At 71.5% G+C, this 16,531-nt stretch carries 17 protein-coding genes; 5 read left to right on the top strand and 12 right to left on the bottom strand.

Translation table 11 applies throughout. The features are described from left to right. The first annotated feature begins 201 nt into the window (after positions 1–201). Entirely contained in the window at positions 202–1,659 is a 1,458-nt protein-coding gene (locus tag RWH43_RS06505; protein ID WP_316001006.1) for a response regulator transcription factor, read from the top strand. A gap of 61 nt (positions 1,660–1,720) precedes the next feature. On the opposite strand, the gene rpsN is transcribed toward RWH43_RS06505, so the two are convergent. From rpsN to RWH43_RS06450, 11 genes are all read right to left on the bottom strand, one after another. Beyond that, positions 1,721–2,026, bottom strand: a complete 306-nt coding sequence (gene rpsN / locus RWH43_RS06500; protein ID WP_022878196.1) for a 30S ribosomal protein S14 — start codon at positions 2,024–2,026, stop codon at positions 1,721–1,723. A gap of 4 nt (positions 2,027–2,030) precedes the next feature. Then, positions 2,031–2,201, bottom strand: coding sequence for a 50S ribosomal protein L33 (gene rpmG / locus RWH43_RS06495; RefSeq protein ID WP_013584775.1), 171 nt, complete (start codon positions 2,199–2,201; stop codon positions 2,031–2,033). Beyond that, positions 2,201–2,437, bottom strand: coding sequence for a 50S ribosomal protein L28 (gene rpmB, locus RWH43_RS06490; RefSeq protein ID WP_055832508.1), 237 nt, complete (start codon positions 2,435–2,437; stop codon positions 2,201–2,203). Before rpmB ends, rpmG begins: the two co-directional genes overlap by 1 nt. 334 nt (positions 2,438–2,771) lie before the next feature. Then, positions 2,772–3,458 carry a DNA-3-methyladenine glycosylase gene (locus RWH43_RS06485; protein WP_316001005.1) on the bottom strand — a complete coding sequence of 229 codons (687 nt, stop codon included), beginning with the start codon at positions 3,456–3,458 and terminating at the stop codon, positions 2,772–2,774. Then, positions 3,455–4,888, bottom strand: a complete 1,434-nt coding sequence (locus tag RWH43_RS06480; protein ID WP_144831292.1) for a hypothetical protein — start codon at positions 4,886–4,888, stop codon at positions 3,455–3,457. Before RWH43_RS06480 ends, RWH43_RS06485 begins: the two co-directional genes overlap by 4 nt. Then, the gene (locus tag RWH43_RS06475) at positions 4,878–5,735 is read right to left on the bottom strand and encodes a TIGR03943 family putative permease subunit (RefSeq protein WP_144831289.1); all 858 of its coding nucleotides are present in this window, start codon (positions 5,733–5,735) and stop codon (positions 4,878–4,880) included. Before RWH43_RS06475 ends, RWH43_RS06480 begins: the two co-directional genes overlap by 11 nt. Continuing rightward, positions 5,728–6,780: a permease gene (locus RWH43_RS06470; RefSeq protein WP_437127382.1), complete on the bottom strand. Its 1,053-nt coding sequence runs from the start codon at positions 6,778–6,780 to the stop codon at positions 5,728–5,730. The genes RWH43_RS06475 and RWH43_RS06470 overlap by 8 nt, the downstream gene beginning before the upstream one ends. Then, on the bottom strand, positions 6,743–7,156 hold the full coding sequence (locus RWH43_RS06465) for a Fur family transcriptional regulator (protein WP_144831283.1): 414 nt from the start codon (positions 7,154–7,156) through the stop codon (positions 6,743–6,745). The genes RWH43_RS06470 and RWH43_RS06465 overlap by 38 nt, the downstream gene beginning before the upstream one ends. 75 nt (positions 7,157–7,231) lie before the next feature. Then, positions 7,232–8,092, bottom strand: a complete 861-nt coding sequence (locus RWH43_RS06460) for a metal ABC transporter permease (RefSeq protein WP_144831280.1) — start codon at positions 8,090–8,092, stop codon at positions 7,232–7,234. Continuing rightward, positions 8,089–8,904 (bottom strand): metal ABC transporter ATP-binding protein, encoded by an 816-nt coding sequence (locus RWH43_RS06455; protein WP_144831277.1) that lies wholly within the window; start codon positions 8,902–8,904, stop codon positions 8,089–8,091. The genes RWH43_RS06460 and RWH43_RS06455 overlap by 4 nt, the downstream gene beginning before the upstream one ends. After that, entirely contained in the window at positions 8,901–9,902 is a 1,002-nt protein-coding gene (locus RWH43_RS06450) for a metal ABC transporter solute-binding protein, Zn/Mn family (RefSeq protein ID WP_316001004.1), read from the bottom strand. Before RWH43_RS06450 ends, RWH43_RS06455 begins: the two co-directional genes overlap by 4 nt. Before the next feature lie 155 nt (positions 9,903–10,057). Here RWH43_RS06450 and RWH43_RS06445 point away from each other — a divergent pair, with 155 nt between their 5' ends. Further along, complete coding sequence (locus RWH43_RS06445; protein ID WP_316001003.1) at positions 10,058–11,572, top strand: CoA-acylating methylmalonate-semialdehyde dehydrogenase; 1,515 nt, start codon at positions 10,058–10,060, stop codon at positions 11,570–11,572. A gap of 215 nt (positions 11,573–11,787) precedes the next feature. On the opposite strand, the gene RWH43_RS06440 is transcribed toward RWH43_RS06445, so the two are convergent. Continuing rightward, positions 11,788–13,293 carry a PucR family transcriptional regulator gene (locus tag RWH43_RS06440; RefSeq protein WP_316001002.1) on the bottom strand — a complete coding sequence of 502 codons (1,506 nt, stop codon included), beginning with the start codon at positions 13,291–13,293 and terminating at the stop codon, positions 11,788–11,790. Positions 13,294–13,377: 84 nt separating this feature from the next. Between RWH43_RS06440 and RWH43_RS06435 the strand changes: the two genes are divergently transcribed. Genes RWH43_RS06435 through RWH43_RS06425 form a run of 3 tightly spaced genes read left to right on the top strand, consistent with a single transcriptional unit; the run spans position 13,378 to position 16,522 of the window. Further along, positions 13,378–14,706 (top strand): aspartate aminotransferase family protein, encoded by a 1,329-nt coding sequence (locus tag RWH43_RS06435; RefSeq protein ID WP_316001001.1) that lies wholly within the window; start codon positions 13,378–13,380, stop codon positions 14,704–14,706. Next, a complete protein-coding gene (locus RWH43_RS06430; RefSeq protein WP_316001000.1) occupies positions 14,699–15,073 on the top strand; it encodes a cupin domain-containing protein in 375 nt (124 codons plus the stop codon). Before RWH43_RS06435 ends, RWH43_RS06430 begins: the two co-directional genes overlap by 8 nt. An 18-nt stretch (positions 15,074–15,091) precedes the next feature. Further along, a complete protein-coding gene (locus RWH43_RS06425) occupies positions 15,092–16,522 on the top strand; it encodes an NAD(P)/FAD-dependent oxidoreductase (RefSeq protein WP_316000999.1) in 1,431 nt (476 codons plus the stop codon). The last annotated feature ends 9 nt before the right edge of the window (positions 16,523–16,531 follow it).

Genomic DNA, 16,531 nt, shown 5'->3' with positions numbered 1-16,531 from the left:
CCCATCCCGCCACTCGCGAGAGGTGAAAGCCCAGGCGCCCGCGGGCGATCCAACGGGTGTCCTGTCGAGGTCGGAGCGCGCCGCGGGGGATGGGGCCGAAGCCGACCGAGAGCATGCGACATATGATTTCGGGCATCTCATCCGCGAGGAGACGACCGCGTAGCGACCCGACCCCGCGGGGGCTGATCCTTTGGAGTCGTCATGCCCGGAACCCCGTCTTCCGTCGACGCGCGCGCGGCGTTCCGCGCCGCGGCAATGTCGACCGCCCAGCGCCTGGCGCCGGGCCACGGCGTCCCCCTGTCGCGGCACCTCGCCCTGCTCGCCGAGGCGGACTTCCCCGAGCCCCCGCCGGTCTGGACCGACGAGCGCGCCCTGACCGTCGCCGCCCTCCTGTCGGCCCACGCGCGCCGCGACGCCCTCGCCGAGGGGACCACGGTGGTGCGCCGGTACTTCGACGACGTGCGCCTGCTGCGCCCCGCCGCCCTGTCATCGGGAGCCCGCGCCCTGCTGTACACCAGCGTCGGCGAATACTGCGCGGCGCTCGGCTGGCCCCAGGTCGCGACGCGCTTCGGCGCCGAGGCGCTGCTGTTCGCCGACGCTCCGGCGCTGCGCTACCGGGCGCTGACGGTGATGTCGCTCGGGCACGCCATCAACGGCGAGTTCGAGGCGGCGGAGTCGTCTCGACAGGCCGCCGATCGGCTCTTCGCCGAGCACGGCTGGCCGCGTCAGGAGCAGGCGTACATTCTGCTGCTGGCCGAGATCCTCACCTCGGCCGCGAGCCTCGACATCGAGCGGCTCGCGCGCATCCCGCGGGTGCTCGACGAGGCCTTCGCCGACAACCCGTACGCGGTCTACACCGCACGGGCGGCCGAGATCATGGTGCAGCTGCTTCGTCGCGACTTCGGCGGCGCACGCGCCGGAGCGCGGCAGCTGCTGCACTCGAGCGGCAGCCACGAGAGCCACCGCATGGTGCGGTCGTTCGTCGTCAGCATCCTGTCGGACATCTACGTCGCCCAGGGCGACCCCCTGCAGGCCCTCGCCATCCTCGAGCCGTACCGCAACCCGCAGGGCCACGGCGTCTGCTTCTCGATGCAGCGCTCCGCGGCCCTGCTGCAACTGGGTCGCGAGCGCGATCTGCTGCGCGAGACCGACGCCTGCGTGGCATCCGAGACCGATCACTGCCTGCGCACCCTCATGCCCGTGCTGCTGGGTCGGGCCCTCGCGTGGAACCGTCTCGGCGACGACCGTCGCGCGCGCCAGAGCGTCGAGGCGGCGCTGCTGATCATGGCGCAGACGGGCACCTGGGCGACGACGTTCTCGATGCTCCCGCGCGACGAGACGATGGAGTTGGTCGAGGCCGTGGCGGGGGCGCGGCCCGACCTCGCCGCGATGCTGCCGGAGCTCACGCGCACCATCGCACTCGTGGCGGCCCCCGGCGACGACGGCACCGACCGCCCCCTCGATCCGCCTCTGCGCCTGACCCCCACCGAGCGCGACCTGGTCTCGCAGTTGCACTCCTCGCTGAGCCTCGCCGAGATCGCGCACGCCAGAGGGGTGTCGGTGAACACCGTGAAGAGCCAGGTGCGCTCGATCTACCTCAAGCTCGGCGTGAGCGGACGCACCGAGGCGATCGAGCAGCTCTCGGGCGTCCGCGCCTGAGAACGCCGAAGGGCGGAGGCCCCTTTCGAGAACCCCCGCCCTTCGGACAGGTGTCTGGTGCTTACCAGGACGACTTGGTCACACCGGGCAGCTCGCCACGGTGGGCCATGTCACGGAAGCGGACGCGCGAGACGCCGAACTTCGTGAGGACGCCACGGGGGCGGCCGTCGATGACGTCGCGGCTGCGCACGCGCGCGGGCGACGCGTTGCGGGGGAGCTTCTGCAGACCCACGCGGGCGGCCTCGCGGGCCTCGTCGGTCGCGTTGGGGTCGACCAGGGTCTTCTTCAGCTCGGCGCGCTTCGCGGCGTAGCGCTCGACGACGACCTTGCGCTGCTCGTTGCGCGCGATCTTGCTCTTCTTAGCCATGTGCTTAGCGCTCCTCTCGGAAGTCGACGTGCTTGCGGACCACGGGGTCGTACTTCTTGAGCACGATGCGGTCGGGGTTGTTGCGGCGGTTCTTGCGCGTCACGTAGGTGTACCCCGTGCCCGCGGTCGAACGCAGCTTGATGATCGGACGAACGTCCTGAGCCTTCTTCGCCATTACAGCTTCACGCCCTTCGCCTGCAGGTCACGGACGACGGACTCGATGCCGCGAGCGTCGATGACCTTGATGCCCTTCGCCGAAACGTTGAGCTTGATGTTGCGACCCAGCGACGGAACGAAGTAGGTCTTCTTCTGCACGTTCGGGTCGAAGCGGCGCTTCGTCCGGCGGTGCGAGTGCGAGATGTTGTGACCGAAGCCGGGAACCGCTCCAGTCACCTGGCACACTGCTGCCATGGTGATGTCTCCTTCTGTACCGTGACACCGGACGGTGCCACCCAAGATCCCTTGTCTGCACCCCGTCCAAGCACGGCGGAAGGCCGGGATCGGGAAGAGGGATGCGAACTGCGTGCTGGAGTGCGCGCAGACAAGGGGTCAGTCTAGCACGGGCGGCGTGTCCGCCCTGAGCCTGTCGAAGGGACCGGGGGCTCCGACAAGCTCAGCCACCTCACCCCACCCGCCGAGGTCCCTGAGCGAACGCGAGGTCCCTGAGCGAACGCGAGGTCCCTGACCGAACGCGAGGTCCCTGAGCCTGTCGAAGGGACCGGGGGCTTCGACACCCTCAGCCCCCTCACCCCCCACCCGCCTCCGCTGCGCCCCGGCCCCAGCGGAACGCCGAGACCGTGGCATCCCCCTCGATCCAGAAGCGCCACGGGAACGCCGCCGTCCCCGCGATGCCCGCCACACCGACCCGCGGGCCCGTCGCCACGCGAGCGACCGGCTCGGCCGGCAGCAGCAGGAGCGCTCGCGCTCCCGCGTGCTCCGCACCGGTCACCGCGTCGATCCCGTCGTGCACCGGATGCCGCAGGCCCACGGCGTCGCCGAGCCGACCGGGTCCGCGGGCGAGGTCGCGCGCGCTGCGCACGGCGCCGCGGCGCTCGAGCCGTCGACGCTCGGCCACCGCCTCGCCCTCGATCACCTCGGCGCCGCGCAGGAGCACACCGCCGGCGACCCCCTCGGGTCCGCACACGACATTGACGCACGAGTGGATGCCGTGGCTCAGGTACACGTAGAGGTGACCGGGCTCGCCCCACATCGTGGCGTTGCGCGCCGTCGGGCCCATGCGGGCGTGCGAGCCCGGGTCGGGCCGGTCGCCGGTGCCGACACCGTGGTAGGCCTCGACCTCGGTCAGACGCACGACCACCCGCTCGCCCGCGACCACCGTCTCGAGCAGCGCGCCGAGCAGCAGCGGGGCGACCTCGACGGGCAGGGCCGACAGCTCGTCGCGCGACGCGGGTCGGGTCGCGGCCGGGGTCACTGCGGCGGCACCTGGCACCACGACAGGTCGAAGCCCTGCAGGGCGACGACCTCCTGCCCCGTGTCGATTTCGACGAGGTGCGTGAGCAGGCGCTCGGGAAGCGGCAGCTGATACCGGTCGTAGGGGTTGTCGACCGCGCGCGGTGCCACGAGCACGGCCGCGTAGCGACCGCTGGGCGAGACGCACGTCTGCAGCACGGTGTCGGCGCCGGGCACCTCGACCAGCGGGTCGACGGTGCCGTCGGTGGCCACGTGGGCCACGATCGTCGAGCGCGAGACCCCGTCGGAGCTGATGTCGGCGAACGAGCGGATGGTGCCCGCGTCGGTCCCCGGCACCGGCGTCGCGCGACCCGCGAGCCCCGGCGGATCGACGGGCTCGACGAGCCCCTGCTCGGACCCGTCGGTGAGGTTGATCTCGCGGATGCCCTCGAGACGTTCCACCACCGCCACCGACGACCCGCGGGCGATGCCGTCGATCGACACGGCGCTGCCGAGCGGAGCCGCATTGCCGCCCTGGGCGTCGGTGAGCAGCAGACGCGAGTCGAAGGTGAGCACGAGCATGCTGTCGGTGTCGGGCACGAAGCGGTAGTCGGCGATGCGCACGTCGCCGCCGTTCAGCCCCACCTCGGTGGGCGGAGCGTCGTCGGCGGCCGACGCCGTGAACAGACGGCTCTCGCGTCCTCCGGCGGCACTGAGGTCGGCATCCGAGAACGTGAATCCGATCCGCTCTCCGCGGTCGGCCGACTGCAGGTTCGAGACGAATCCCGGTCCCGGCAGGGCGATGTCGCGCTGGTTCTTGCCGTCGAGGTCGGTCACGATGACGCGGGCGGTCTCGCCGTCGCGCACCGAGATGACCAGGTGATTGGCGGTGGCGCGGAAGTCCTCGATGTGCGGGTGCACGAAGACGGGGAGCCCGGCCTCGCCCTTCAGATCGGTGCGGAAGATCGTGTCGCCCTCGGGCGTGCCGCGCTGCATGAGGAAGGCCTGCAGCGGCGGCGTGCGGAAGCTCTCGGTGAGGGTCGACGAGGGTCCCGCGCCGAGGCCCTTCACGCCGTTGACGGTGATGCGGTAGTCGGTGTCGTCGCGCAGCGGCAGGGTGAAGCGCACGCCCACGCTGCGGCCGGCGGTGTCGACGGTGAAGGGAGCGGCGGGCTCGACCACGACCTGCGAGGGGTCGACCGTCTCGAGCGACTGCGTCGTGGTGAGGATCACGCGCGACCCCGATGCCGCCACCGCGGCCGCGGGGTCGACCTGCACGTCGGTCACGCGCGGGCCCTGGGCGACCGCCACGACACCGCCGAGACCGCCGATCACGACGAGGCCGACGAGCACCACGGCGAAGGCCATCGCGAAGCCGCGGCCGCGGCGCTTGCGCGAACGGGCACGCCGCGACGAACCGGCACCCGCGGCGCGGCGGCTGTCAGTACTCATACGGGTCCGCCGGCTCGTCGATCGAGGCCACCTGATCGGCGTGCACCTCGAGCTTGCCGTCGCCGCTGGAGCGCACCGTACCCGTGACCGTCACCCACTGCCCCGTCGAGGGGGCGTCGACGGTGGCGGCGATGGGCAGGCGGGCGGTCTGCGCATCGATCACGCAGTGCGTGATCACGAGGCGGGTCAGGTCGAAGGTCGAGCCGTCGGCGGCCGGCGTGATGAAGCCCGTGAGGGTGACGGGTTTGCCGTCGAAGGTCTCGGGGTTGGTGGCGTGCGCGAACACCGCCGACCAGTCGCCGATGCCGAAGGTCGAGGTGTCGCCCGAGGCGGCGAGCGTGATGACGTCGGACCCGGCGAACAGCGGCGGGGCCCCCACGTCGCGCGAGACGGCGAGCTCGGTCGACAGCGAGGCCGCCGGCGTCAGCAGCACCGCGATCACGGCGCCCGAGGCCAGCACTCCCCCGGTGAAGGCGGCGATGCCGCCGGGGGTCAGTCGCGGCCTCGCCGCCAGATGCTCGTGCGCCACGCGGTCGTGGTCGTCCATGGCGTCCGCGTGCTCGTGATCGGCGTGCGCGAACGCCTCGCGCCGGGCCGATGCCGAGGCCGGCGCGTGGCCGTGCTCGTGGTCATGGCCGTGATCGGCTTCGGCGCCGAGCGGCAGGGCGAACGACGCGATCGCGCCGATCAGCGCCACCACCGACATGCCGACCGCGAACCAGGCCGAGTCGGGGTTGATGTACAGCGACATGCGGCCGGTGAGCCACAGCGTGATCGTCGTGATCGACAGGCACGCGGTGAGCCCCACCCCGAGCCAGCGCGTGGCGAGTGCGGATGCCTTAGACAATCAGGTTCACCACCGTTCCGAGCGCGAAGGCGAACAACACCACGACGACCGTCATGCCCGCGAGCACGCGGGTGGTGAAGGTCGTGCGCAGCAGCGCCATCATCTTGAGGTCGATGATCGGGCCGACCACGAGGAAGGCGACGATCGAGCCGGGCGTGAAGGTCGACGCGAACGACAGGGCGAAAAACGCATCGACGTTGGAGCACAGCGACACCACGATCGCGAGCACCATCATCGCCGCGATCGACAGGGCCGGGTCGGAGCCGATCGCCAGCAGGGCGCTGCGCGGCACGAGCACCTGCACCGCGCCGGCCAGGAGCGATCCGATGATGAGCGCCGGCATGACCGAGCGCAGCTCGACCACCAGCTGGGCGAGGGTGCGCCGACCCCGGTCGCCGCGCTCCTGCACGACGATCTCGCACGTCTCGAGGAAGCGTTCGGTGAGCAGCTTGTCGGGATCGGGATGCCGGCTGTACAGCCACCCGAGCAGGTTCGCGACCAGGAAGCCGCCGATCAGGCGCGCCACGAGGATGCCGTCGCTGAAGCCGAACGCCGCGTGCGTGGAGATGATGACGATCGGGTTCACGATGGGCGCTGCGACCAGGAACGTCAGGGTGTCGCTCACCCCGAACCCGCGCATCATGAGCCCGCGCGCGAAGGGGACGTTGCCGCACTCGCAGACCGGGATGAACATGCCCAGCAGCGACAGCACGGCCCGGCGCGCCCACGGCGCGCGCGGCATCCACCGCTCGATCGCCCCCGGCGGCACCCACACCTGCACGAGGATCGACAGCACGACACCGAGCACCACGAACGGCAGCGATTCGATCAGCACGCTCAGGGCGAGCGTGAGTCCGTCCTGCGCGCGCGTGGGCAGCGGCTGGGCGAAGAAGGTCGGCGCGAAGGCGTCGACGAGGAACAGCGCGGTGACCACGAGCACACCCAGGCCGAGCGCGACGAGGGTGCGGGAGGACCCCGACCGCTGCGGCGCGGGGGCCGTGGTGCGACTACTCGTCGCCACGCTCGCGAGCCCGTGCGAGGGCACAGTCGGTGCATAGGCCGAAGATGTCGACCACGTGCTCGGCTTCGATGAACCCGTTCTGGGCGGCGGTGCGCTGGGCCCACTCCTCGACGTCGGTCGCGGCGATCTCGACGGCCTTGCCGCACGAGCGGCAGATGAGGTGGTGGTGGTGACCGCGGCTCTCGCACGCGCGGAAGAGGTTCTCGCCCTCGGGGCTCTGCAGCGAGTCGGCGTCGCCGCGGGCGGCGAGACCGGCGAGCGTGCGATACACGGTCGCGAGGCCGATGCCGGTGTTCTCGTCGCGCAGGGTGGCGTGCAGCGACTGCGCGCTGACGAAGCCTCCCGCTCCGGAGAGGGCTTCGCGCACGCGCTCGCGCTGCCACGTGTTGCGCTGGACCATGGCCGGGAGTCTATCGACGGGTTCGGTGAATGCGCTGGGGGTTACCGCGCCGTGCCCGGCCCGCCTCTGCAGGATTCACAGAGCCCGCGTGGTGCGATCGCGCCGGGCGCCGATGAGGCGGCACACCAGGTAGATCGCGAACGAGATGGTCGTGATGTACGGGCTCACGGGCAGCGTTCCGGCCACCGCGAGGAGCACGCCGCCCACCGCCGAGACGAAACCGAAGAGCGCGGCCAGCACGGGGACCGAGAGGGGTCCGGATGCCACGCGCATCGCGGCCGCGGCCGGGGTGACCAGCAGCGCCATCACCAGCAGCGCGCCGATGATGTGCACGGCCACGGCGACGATCAGGCCGAGCAGCAGCATGAACGCCAGCGAGACCGCCGTGGTGGGCACTCCGCGCGCGGCCGCCGACTGCGGGTCGAGGGAGTCGAAGCGCAGCGGGCGCCAGATGAGCAGCAGGGCGACGAGCACCACGACGCCGATCACGACGAGCCAGCCCAGCTGCCCGCTCTGCACCGACACGATCTGCCCGGTCAGCAGGCTGAAACGCGTGGCGCTGCGCCCGTTGTAGAGCGACAGGCACAGGATGCCGACGCCCAGGCCGAACGGCATGAGCACGCCGATGATCGAGTTGCGGTCGCGCGCACGGGCGCCGAGCACCCCGATGAGGGCGGCGGCGATGAGCGAGCCCACGATCGAGCCCGACACGACGTCGGCGCCGATGAGAAGGGCGACCGCGGCACCCGCGAACGACAGCTCGCTGATGCCGTGGACGGCGAAGGCCATGTCGCGCTGCATCACGAAGACGCCAATCAGACCGCCGACGAGCCCGAGCACCGCTCCGGCGTACACGGAGTTCTGCACCAGGTCGAGGATCGCGCCGTACTGACTCACCCCGCCGAACAGCGCGTCGCCGACGTCGGACCAGTTCATTCGTCGTCCTCGCCGTGGTGATGGTGGTGGTGGTCCTCGGCATCCGGAGCACCGACGACGATCAGCTGGTCGCCCGCGCGCACGACGAAGACGGGGGCGCCGTACAGGGCCGAGAGCGTCTCGGTCGTGAGCACCTCGTCGGGGGTGCCGAGGGTGAAGCGGCCGTTCGCGATGTAGAGGATGCGGTCGACGCGCGACAGCACGGGGTTGATGTCGTGGGTGACCAGCAGCACGGCGGCGTTGCGCTCGCGGCGATGGCGGTCGATCAGGCGCACGACGGCCTGCTGGTTGGCGAGGTCGAGGCTCGTCAGCGGCTCGTCGCACAGCAGCAGAGCGGGGTCGTCGGCGAGGGCCTGGCCCACGCGCAGGCGCTGCTGCTCGCCGCCCGAGAGCAGCCCCACCGGTCGGTCGCCGAACGCCGTCGCCCCGACCGCCTCGAGCAGCTCGTCGATGCGGGCGCGGTCTTTCTTGCGCGACAGCGGCAGACCGAGTCGGTGCCCGTCGACGCCGAGGCCGATGATGTCGCGCCCGCGCAGCGGGGTCTCGCGCGGCAGCGGACGCTGCTGGGGGATGTAGCCGATGCGGCGGTTGCCCGCCCGGCGCACCGGGGCGCCGAGGGCCTCGACGGAGCCGGCGCTGACCCGCTCGAGTCCGAGGATCGCGCGCAGCAGCGTCGTCTTGCCCGAGCCGCTGGGCCCGAGCACGGCGACCAGCTCGCCGGGCTGCACCTCGAGATCGAGCCCCGACCACAGTTCGCGACCGCCGCGTTCGAGCGCGGCGCCGCGGATGCGCAGCGGTACCGCCGCGCTCACGCCGCCAGCGCGTCGGTCAGCGCCGTGATGTTGCTCTGCATCCACGAGATGTAAGTCTGTCCCTCGGGGAGCGTTTCGGTGAATTCGATCACCGGGATGTTCTTCGCCTTGGCCTCGTCTTCGACCTGCGTCACCTCGGCGCCACCGGTCTGCGGGTTGACGATCATGACGCGGATGTCGCCCGAGTCGATCAGCTTCAGCGACTCCAGAAGCGTCGCGGGCGGCACGTCCTGGCCCTCCTCGACGGCCTCGCTGAACTCGTTCGGCGTCGCGTTGTCGAGCCCCGCGGCGGTGGTCAGGTACACGGGCACCGGCTCGGTCACGAACACCTTCGCACCGGCATCCGTCGCCTCGATCTTCGCGAGCGAGTCCTCGAGTCCCGCGACCTGCTGCGTGAACGCGGCGGCATTGGCGTTGAAGTCGGCGACGTGGTCGGGGGCCAGCTCGCCCAGGTGCTCGGCGATGTCGCCGGCGAGGTCTTCGACCGTGTGCGGGTCGTACCAGACGTGCTCGTTGAAGCCCTCGATGTGGTCGTGTCCGTCGCCCTCGGCGTGGTCGTGGTCGTCGGTACTCTCGCCGGCCGCGGGCGTGGCCGCGTCGTCGTGCGACTCCGCACCGGGGTAGTCGTGGTTGAACTCCACGGCGGTGATCACGGGGGCGGTGGTGCCGCTGGCCTCGATGAGCGACTCCATGAAGGCGTCGTAGCCGGCGCCGTTCTCGATGACGAGGCCGGCGTTCTTGAGGGTGAGCTGGTCTTGCGCGCTCGCCTCGTACTCGTGCGGGTCCTGCGAAGGCGAGGTGATGATCGACTGCACGTCGACGAAGTCGCCGCCGACAGCCTCGGCGATCGAGCCGTAGACGTCGGTGGATGCCACGACCGTCACCTTGCCGTCGGCGTTCCCGGTCGCGCCTGTCGAGGTCGACGTGCCCGCGCATCCGGCGAGCGCGAGGACGGAGACGGCACCGAGGACGACGGGGGCGAGGATGCGACGGGTCATGCGTTCAGACTAACGCTGCTGATAATCGTTCTCAAACTCAGCAGCGCGTTCATCGACTGCTCCCAGGCTCATCGCTGCCGTTCTGTCCCTCACCCTGGGGGCCGCGCGACGGATTGGCAGCGGCGCCGCGCGGGCGACGGCCCTTTACTGGGGGCATGACCGACCACGACCTCCCCGTCATTGCGCACTGGATCGACGGCGCCGAGAGCGCCCCGACGGGCGGACGCACCGCCCCCGTGTACAACCCCGCCACCGGCGCGGTGCAGGCGCACGTCGCCCTGGCCGACGAGGCCGACATCCAGGCCGCGATCGCCTCGGCCTCCCGCGGCTTCGCCGAGTGGAGCGGCTACTCCGTCGCCAAGCGCCAGAGCGTGCTGTTCGCGTTCCGCGAGCTGCTCAACGCGCGCAAGGGCGAACTGGCCGCGATCCTCACCGCCGAGCACGGCAAGGTGCTCTCCGACGCGATGGGCGAGATCGCCCGCGGGCAGGAGGTCGTCGAGCTCGCGACCGGCTTCCCGCACCTCATCAAGGGCGCCTACAGCGAGAACGCCTCCAACGGCGTCGACGTGTACTCGCTCAAGCAACCGCTCGGCGTCGTCGGCATCATCAGCCCCTTCAACTTCCCCGCCATGGTGCCGATGTGGTTCTTCCCCATCGCCCTGGCCGCCGGCAACGCCGTCGTGCTCAAGCCGAGCGAGAAGGACCCCTCCGCCTCGCTCTGGCTCGCGCGCCTGTGGAAGGAGGCCGGTCTTCCCGCCGGCGCCTTCACGGTGCTGCAGGGCGACAAGGTCGCCGTCGACGGTCTGCTCGAGGCGCCCGAGGTGCAGTCGATCTCGTTCGTCGGCTCGACCCCCATCGCGCAGTACATCTACGAGACCGCGTCGAAGAACGGCAAGCGCGTGCAGGCCCTGGGCGGCGCGAAGAACCACATGCTGGTGCTCCCCGACGCCGACCTCGACCTCGTGGCCGACTCCGCCGTCAACGCCGGCTTCGGCGCCGCGGGCGAGCGCTGCATGGCCGTCTCGGTCGTGCTGGCCGTCGACCCCGTCGCCGACGAGCTGATCGCCAAGGTCACCGAGCGCATCGCGAAGCTCCGCATCGGAAACGGCGCGGATGCCGACGAGCCCGACATGGGCCCGCTCATCTCGGGCGCGCACCGCGACAAGGTGTCGTCGTACGTCGACATCGCCGAGGCCGACGGCGCGAGGATCGTCGTCGACGGCCGCGGCTTCTCGGTCGACGGGCACGAGGAGGGCTTCTTCTTCGGACCCACCCTGCTCGACGAGGTGCCGACCAGCTCGCGCGCCTACACCGAGGAGATCTTCGGCCCCGTGCTCTCGGTCGTGCGCGTGAAGACCTACGAAGAGGGCCTCGCCCTCATCAACAGCGGCGAGTTCGGCAACGGAACGGCGATCTTCACCAACGACGGCGGAGCCGCCCGCCGCTTCCAGCACGAGGTGCAGGTCGGCATGATCGGCATCAACGTGCCGATCCCCGTGCCCGTCGCCTACCACTCGTTCGGCGGGTGGAAGAAGAGCCTGTTCGGCGACGCCAAGGCCTACGGCGTGCACGGCTTCGACTTCTTCACCCGCGAGAAGGCCGTCACGAGCCGCTGGCTCGACCCCGCCACCCACGGCGGCATCAACCTCGGCTTCCCCCAGAACAGCTGAGTCGTCGGCACCGGATGCCGCGGCCCCGGGCTCTCCGCAGCCTCGTGGTCGCGGCATCCGTCGTTCTCCCGCCGTCGCCCCGGTTGCCCGTGTCGTCGCCCGCCGTGGTGCGGACCCGAACCCCGACACACCGCCCCACGACCACCCGACACCGGCGCGTCGGGCCCACCATCCGCAGGACGGCGCCGCAGCGAGCGGATCGCGCGACGGACTCGTCAGCCGCCAAGCTCCAGCGCCGCCCACAGCTCGGCCCGCGCGGCGAAGCTCGACAGGTCGATCTCGAGCACCTGCTCCAGCTGCGCCATGCGCGCCCTCAGGGTGTGGCGATGGATGCCGAGACTCCGCGCCGCGGGATCCCAGGCGCCGTTCGCGTCGAGCCAGACCCGCGCCGAGGCGAGCAGCCGCTCCCGCTCGACCGCCGGGAGGGCCTCGAGCGGGCGGAGGAGGGAGCGCGCGAGCACCTCGCCGCCGCGGTCGCGCAGCGCCCCCACCAGCCCGCGTCCCGCGAGCTCGTCATACGCGCGCACCGCGCCGGTCTCGGCATCGCGCGCAGCGTGCGACGCCCGCCGCAGATCCTCGGCGAGGTCGTCGCCCGCCTCGTGACGGGCGGTGCCGACGCACAGTCCCCGCCGCTCGGCGAGGGCGGCGAGGGCGGATGCCGCTCTGTCGCCCGCGAGCACGATGACATCGTCGCCACGCTCGGCCGAGAACATGCGCGTCGGATCGCTAGAGACGAGGTCGAGTTCGTCGAGCAGTCCGGGCAGCGCCCCGGCCCCGCGCACGACCCCGACGAGGTACGGCTCCACGGGCAGACCACCGAACGCCGACTCGGCCACCCGCCGCGCCGTGTCGCCGTGTCCGTCGACCAGCAGGTCGATGACGCCCGCGCGCACGCCGCGCAGGGCCGACTGCAGTCCGCGCTGCTGCTCCAGCGCGATGCTGGCGAGCGCCACGACGGAGGCGACGAGATCCCGGCCCGCGGGGTCGAGAGGCTCGGGCCCGCCCACCGCGAGCACGCCGCGCAGCCGTCCGCTCTGCCCGATCGTCTGCACGAGCGCGTGACCGGCCGACGGCACGACGAGGCTCGCCGCGGTGCGTCGCTCGAGCAGGCGCCGCACGTCGCGGCCGACCTCCGCCTCGACCTCGGCCGGCGCCGCACGCAGGCCCGGCGACGACAGGCGGCCCCCGACGGCGTCGTACAGCTCGACCCATGCGTCGAGCAGGCGCGAGAGGGTCGCGAGGATCTCGCGCAGGCCGTCGTCGCGCACCGCGGCACGCGCCACCGCGCGCTGAGCGTCGAGCAGCCACGACAGGCGCGCGGCGCCTTCTGCGGCGATGATGTCGGCGACGAAGCGGATGATCCGGATGAACGGCGCGCGATCCGCGATCTCGACGATCGGCAGGTCGGCGGCCTCCCCCGCGCGCACCACGGCCTCGGGCACGCGGTCGTGGATGATGTCGGTCGCGAAGCCCAGGCCCGCGACCCCGAGCGCGCGCAAGCGGCGGCAGTAGGCCAGTGCCTCATCGGCATCCGGATCCGCAGAGAACTGCGCCCCGTTGGTCAGCAGCAGGTTGCCCGCCTCGAGGTACGGCGTGGGGTCGAGCAGGTCGGAGCTGTGCACCCACGACAGGGGGCGGTCGAGTGCCTCGTCGTCGGGCCGCGTCAGCACGCGCAGGGGGAATGACTGGTCGTCGAGAAGGGTGCGGAGGGTCGCGGGCATGGCGGGCCAAACTGTCGATCGTCCGTCGAGATTACCGACAGATCGTCGCTCCCCGGCGCGGCGCGGCGCGCCCACACTGGTGGCATGTCGACTCCTCTCACCACGACCCGCAACGCCGAGATCAGCGAGCGCGACCGCACGAGCGTCTTCCACTCGTGGTCGGCCCAGCGCACCCTCGCCCCGCTCCCCCTCGCGGGCGGCTCGGGCGTCGAGGTGTGGGACGCCGACGGCCGCCGGTACCTCGACTTCTCGAGCCAGCTCGTCAACGTCAACATCGGCCACCAGCATCCGCGGGTCGTCGCCGCGATCCAGGAGCAGGCGGCGCAGCTGACCACCGTCGCCCCCGCGCATGCCAACGAGACGCGCGCGCACGCGGCCGAACTGATCCTCGAGCGGGCCCCCGAGGGGTTCTCGAAGGTCTTCTTCACCAATGGCGGGGCGGATGCCAACGAGAACGCCATCCGCATGGCCCGCCTGACCACGGGCCGCGACAAGGTCGTGTCGCACTACCGCTCGTACCACGGCAACACCGGGTCGGCGATCGTGGCGACCGGCGACTGGCGCCGCATGCCGAACGAGTACTCGCGCGGCCACGTGCACGTGTTCGGCCCCTACCTCTACCGGTCGGAGTTCTGGGCCGAGACCCCCGAGCAGGAGTGCGAGCGCGCTCTGCGCCACCTCGAGCGCACCGTGCAGGCAGAGGGTCCCGACACGATCGCGGCGTTCCTGTTCGAGACGATCCCCGGCACCGCCGGTGTGCTCGTGCCGCCGCCCGGATACCTCGAGGGCGTCCGCGCGATCGCCGACCGCTACGGCATCCTGCTCATCCTCGACGAGGTCATGGCCGGCTTCGCCCGCACGGGTGAGTGGTTCGCGTTCGACGCGTTCGACGTGCGGCCCGACCTGATCACCTTCGCGAAGGGCGTGAACTCGGGGTACGTCCCCGTGGGGGGAGTGGCGATCTCGGATGCCGTGGCCTCGACGTTCGACGACCGCGTGTTCCCCGGTGGCTTGACGTACTCGGGTCACCCGCTGGCTGCGGCCTCCATCGTCGCCGCCCAGCAGGCGATGGCCGACGAGGGCGTGATCGAGAACGCCCGCCGCATCGGCGAGGAGGTCATCGGCCCGCGCCTGCATCAGCTCGCCGAAGACTCACCGCTGGTGGGCGAAGTGCGCGGCCGCGGCGTGTTCTGGGCCGTCGAGCTCGTCGCCGACCAGGCCACGCGCGAGCCGCTGCCCGCCGCGCGCATCGGGGCGATCAAGGCCGCGATGCTCGAGAAGGGCGTGCTCGGCTTCACCGCCGACAACCGCGTGCACGTCGTGCCGCCCGCCGTGATCGGCGATGCCGACGCCCACCGCGGCCTCGACGTGCTGGTCGAGGTGCTGCAGGCCGAGGCCGCGCGCGGTGCGTGAGGACCGCCCCGTCGCGGTAACGCAGTCGCTCGACACGGCCGTCACTCTCGATCAGGTCGACGCCTCGCAGATGGTCCGGGGCGAACCGCGCGCCGGCTCCGCGGTTCTCACGACGATCGCCGGCGCGGAGGTCGGCGTCTGGGAGATGACGGCCGGGGCGATGACAGACATCGAAGTCGACGAGGTGTTCGTGGTCGTCGAGGGCGACGCCGAGCTGACGGTTCTGGTCGACGGCCGACCCTCCGAGAGCTACGCACTGTCCCCCGGCAGCGTCTGCCGACTCACGGCCGGCACGACGACGCTGTGGGAGGTCCCCCGCCGTCTGCGCAAGGTCTATCTCTCCCCCTCATCCCCACCCATCGCCTGACTCCGACGACAGGACCCCATGAGCACCCCGACCGCCTACGGCCACGACATCCGCACCGACGAGGCGGCCATCAGGGCTGCTCTGAGCGGGGCGTCGTCGACCCCCTTCTGGCTCGACGACGCGACCGCGCCTCCCGAGCGGCCGACGCTCACGCACGACATCGACACCGATCTACTGGTGGTCGGCGGTGGATTCTGCGGGCTCTGGACGGCGGTCATCGCGAAGGAGCGCGACCCGCAGCGCCGCGTCGTCCTCATCGACGCCGTGCGGGTGGGGTGGGCGGCCAGCGGACGCAACGGCGGCTTCGTCGAAGCGAGCCTGACCCACGGCGAGGAGAACGGCGCCCTGCACTTCGCCGACGAACTCGCCACGCTCGACCGTCTCGCGAGTGAGAACTTCACCGCGATGCGCGAGACGATCGCCCGCTACGGCATCGACGCGGAGTGGGAGGAGACGGGCATGCTGACCGTCGCCACCGAGCCGCACCAGGTCGACGACCTGCGGGCTGCGGCGGACCCCGACGGCGACCCGCTCTTCCTCGAGGGCGACGCGTTGCGCGCCTACGGCACGTCACCGCTGTATCGCGCCGGCCTGTTCACCGAGCGCGAGCACGCCTACGTGCACCCGGCGAAGCTCGCCTTCGGTCTCGCCGAGGTGGCGGAGCGGCTGGGCGTGGAGATCTTCGAGAAGACACGCGCCACCGGTCTTCGCGCACCGCGCACGGGACGAATCGAGGTCACGACCGCGGGAGGCGTGATCCGCGCCGATCGGGTGGCGCTCGCGACGAACGTCTTCCCCTCGCTGTTGCCCGCGCTGCGCCTGTTCACCGTGCCGGTGTACGACTACGTGCTGATGACCGAGCCCCTCACCGACGCCCAGTTGTCCGACATCGGCTGGACAGGTCGCCACGGCATCGCCGACTCGTCGCGGGAATTCCACTACTACCGCAAGACCGCCGACAACCGGATCCTGTGGGGCGGGTACGACGCGATCTACCATCGCGGACGCATGGTGCGGCCCAGCCACGACCAGCGGAGCGAGAGCTTCGAGCGTCTCGCCGACCACTTCGCCCTCGCCTTCCCGCAACTCTCGGGCGTGCGGTTCTCGCACGCCTGGGGAGGCGCGATCGACATGTCGACGCAGCTCGTGGCGTTCCACGGTGCGGCCAAGGGTGGCCGCGTGGCCTACAGCGCCGGCTACACGGGGCTCGGACTCGGCGCCACGCGGTTCGGAGCGGAGACCATGCTCGATCTGCTCGAGGGGGTCGATACCGCGCGCACACGCCTCAAGATGTCGCGACGCCTTCCCGTGCCGATCCCGCCCGAACCCATCGCGTACCCGCTCATCCAGATGATGCGGCGGGCGGTCGCCCGCTCGGACCGCCGTGGAGGGAAGGACGGCTTCCTGCTGAAGCTGGCGGGGCTGTTCGGAGTCGGTTTCGATTCCTGATCGACGCCT

Origin of the sequence: Microbacterium algihabitans, from assembly GCF_032464975.1 — a bacterium.
Taxonomy (GTDB): Bacteria; Actinomycetota; Actinomycetes; order Actinomycetales; family Microbacteriaceae; genus Microbacterium; species Microbacterium algihabitans.
This window is presented reverse-complemented; position numbering and strand designations above follow the sequence as displayed.

What these genes read in the sequence shown, in the direction of transcription:
- RWH43_RS06505 (WP_316001006.1), top strand. Translation starts at nt 202, where the DNA reads ATGCCCGGAACCCCGTCTTCCGTCGACGCGCGCGCGGCGTTCCGCGCC.
- rpsN (WP_022878196.1), bottom strand. Translation starts at nt 2,026, where the DNA reads ATGGCTAAGAAGAGCAAGATCGCGCGCAACGAGCAGCGCAAGGTCGTC.
- rpmG (WP_013584775.1), bottom strand. Translation starts at nt 2,201, where the DNA reads ATGGCGAAGAAGGCTCAGGACGTTCGTCCGATCATCAAGCTGCGTTCG.
- rpmB (WP_055832508.1), bottom strand. Translation starts at nt 2,437, where the DNA reads ATGGCAGCAGTGTGCCAGGTGACTGGAGCGGTTCCCGGCTTCGGTCAC.
- RWH43_RS06480 (WP_144831292.1), bottom strand. Translation starts at nt 4,888, where the DNA reads ATGAGTACTGACAGCCGCCGCGCCGCGGGTGCCGGTTCGTCGCGGCGT.
- RWH43_RS06465 (WP_144831283.1), bottom strand. Translation starts at nt 7,156, where the DNA reads ATGGTCCAGCGCAACACGTGGCAGCGCGAGCGCGTGCGCGAAGCCCTC.
- RWH43_RS06460 (WP_144831280.1), bottom strand. Translation starts at nt 8,092, where the DNA reads ATGAACTGGTCCGACGTCGGCGACGCGCTGTTCGGCGGGGTGAGTCAG.
- RWH43_RS06450 (WP_316001004.1), bottom strand. Translation starts at nt 9,902, where the DNA reads ATGACCCGTCGCATCCTCGCCCCCGTCGTCCTCGGTGCCGTCTCCGTC.
- RWH43_RS06445 (WP_316001003.1), top strand. Translation starts at nt 10,058, where the DNA reads ATGACCGACCACGACCTCCCCGTCATTGCGCACTGGATCGACGGCGCC.
- RWH43_RS06440 (WP_316001002.1), bottom strand. Translation starts at nt 13,293, where the DNA reads ATGCCCGCGACCCTCCGCACCCTTCTCGACGACCAGTCATTCCCCCTG.
- RWH43_RS06435 (WP_316001001.1), top strand. Translation starts at nt 13,378, where the DNA reads ATGTCGACTCCTCTCACCACGACCCGCAACGCCGAGATCAGCGAGCGC.
- RWH43_RS06425 (WP_316000999.1), top strand. Translation starts at nt 15,092, where the DNA reads ATGAGCACCCCGACCGCCTACGGCCACGACATCCGCACCGACGAGGCG.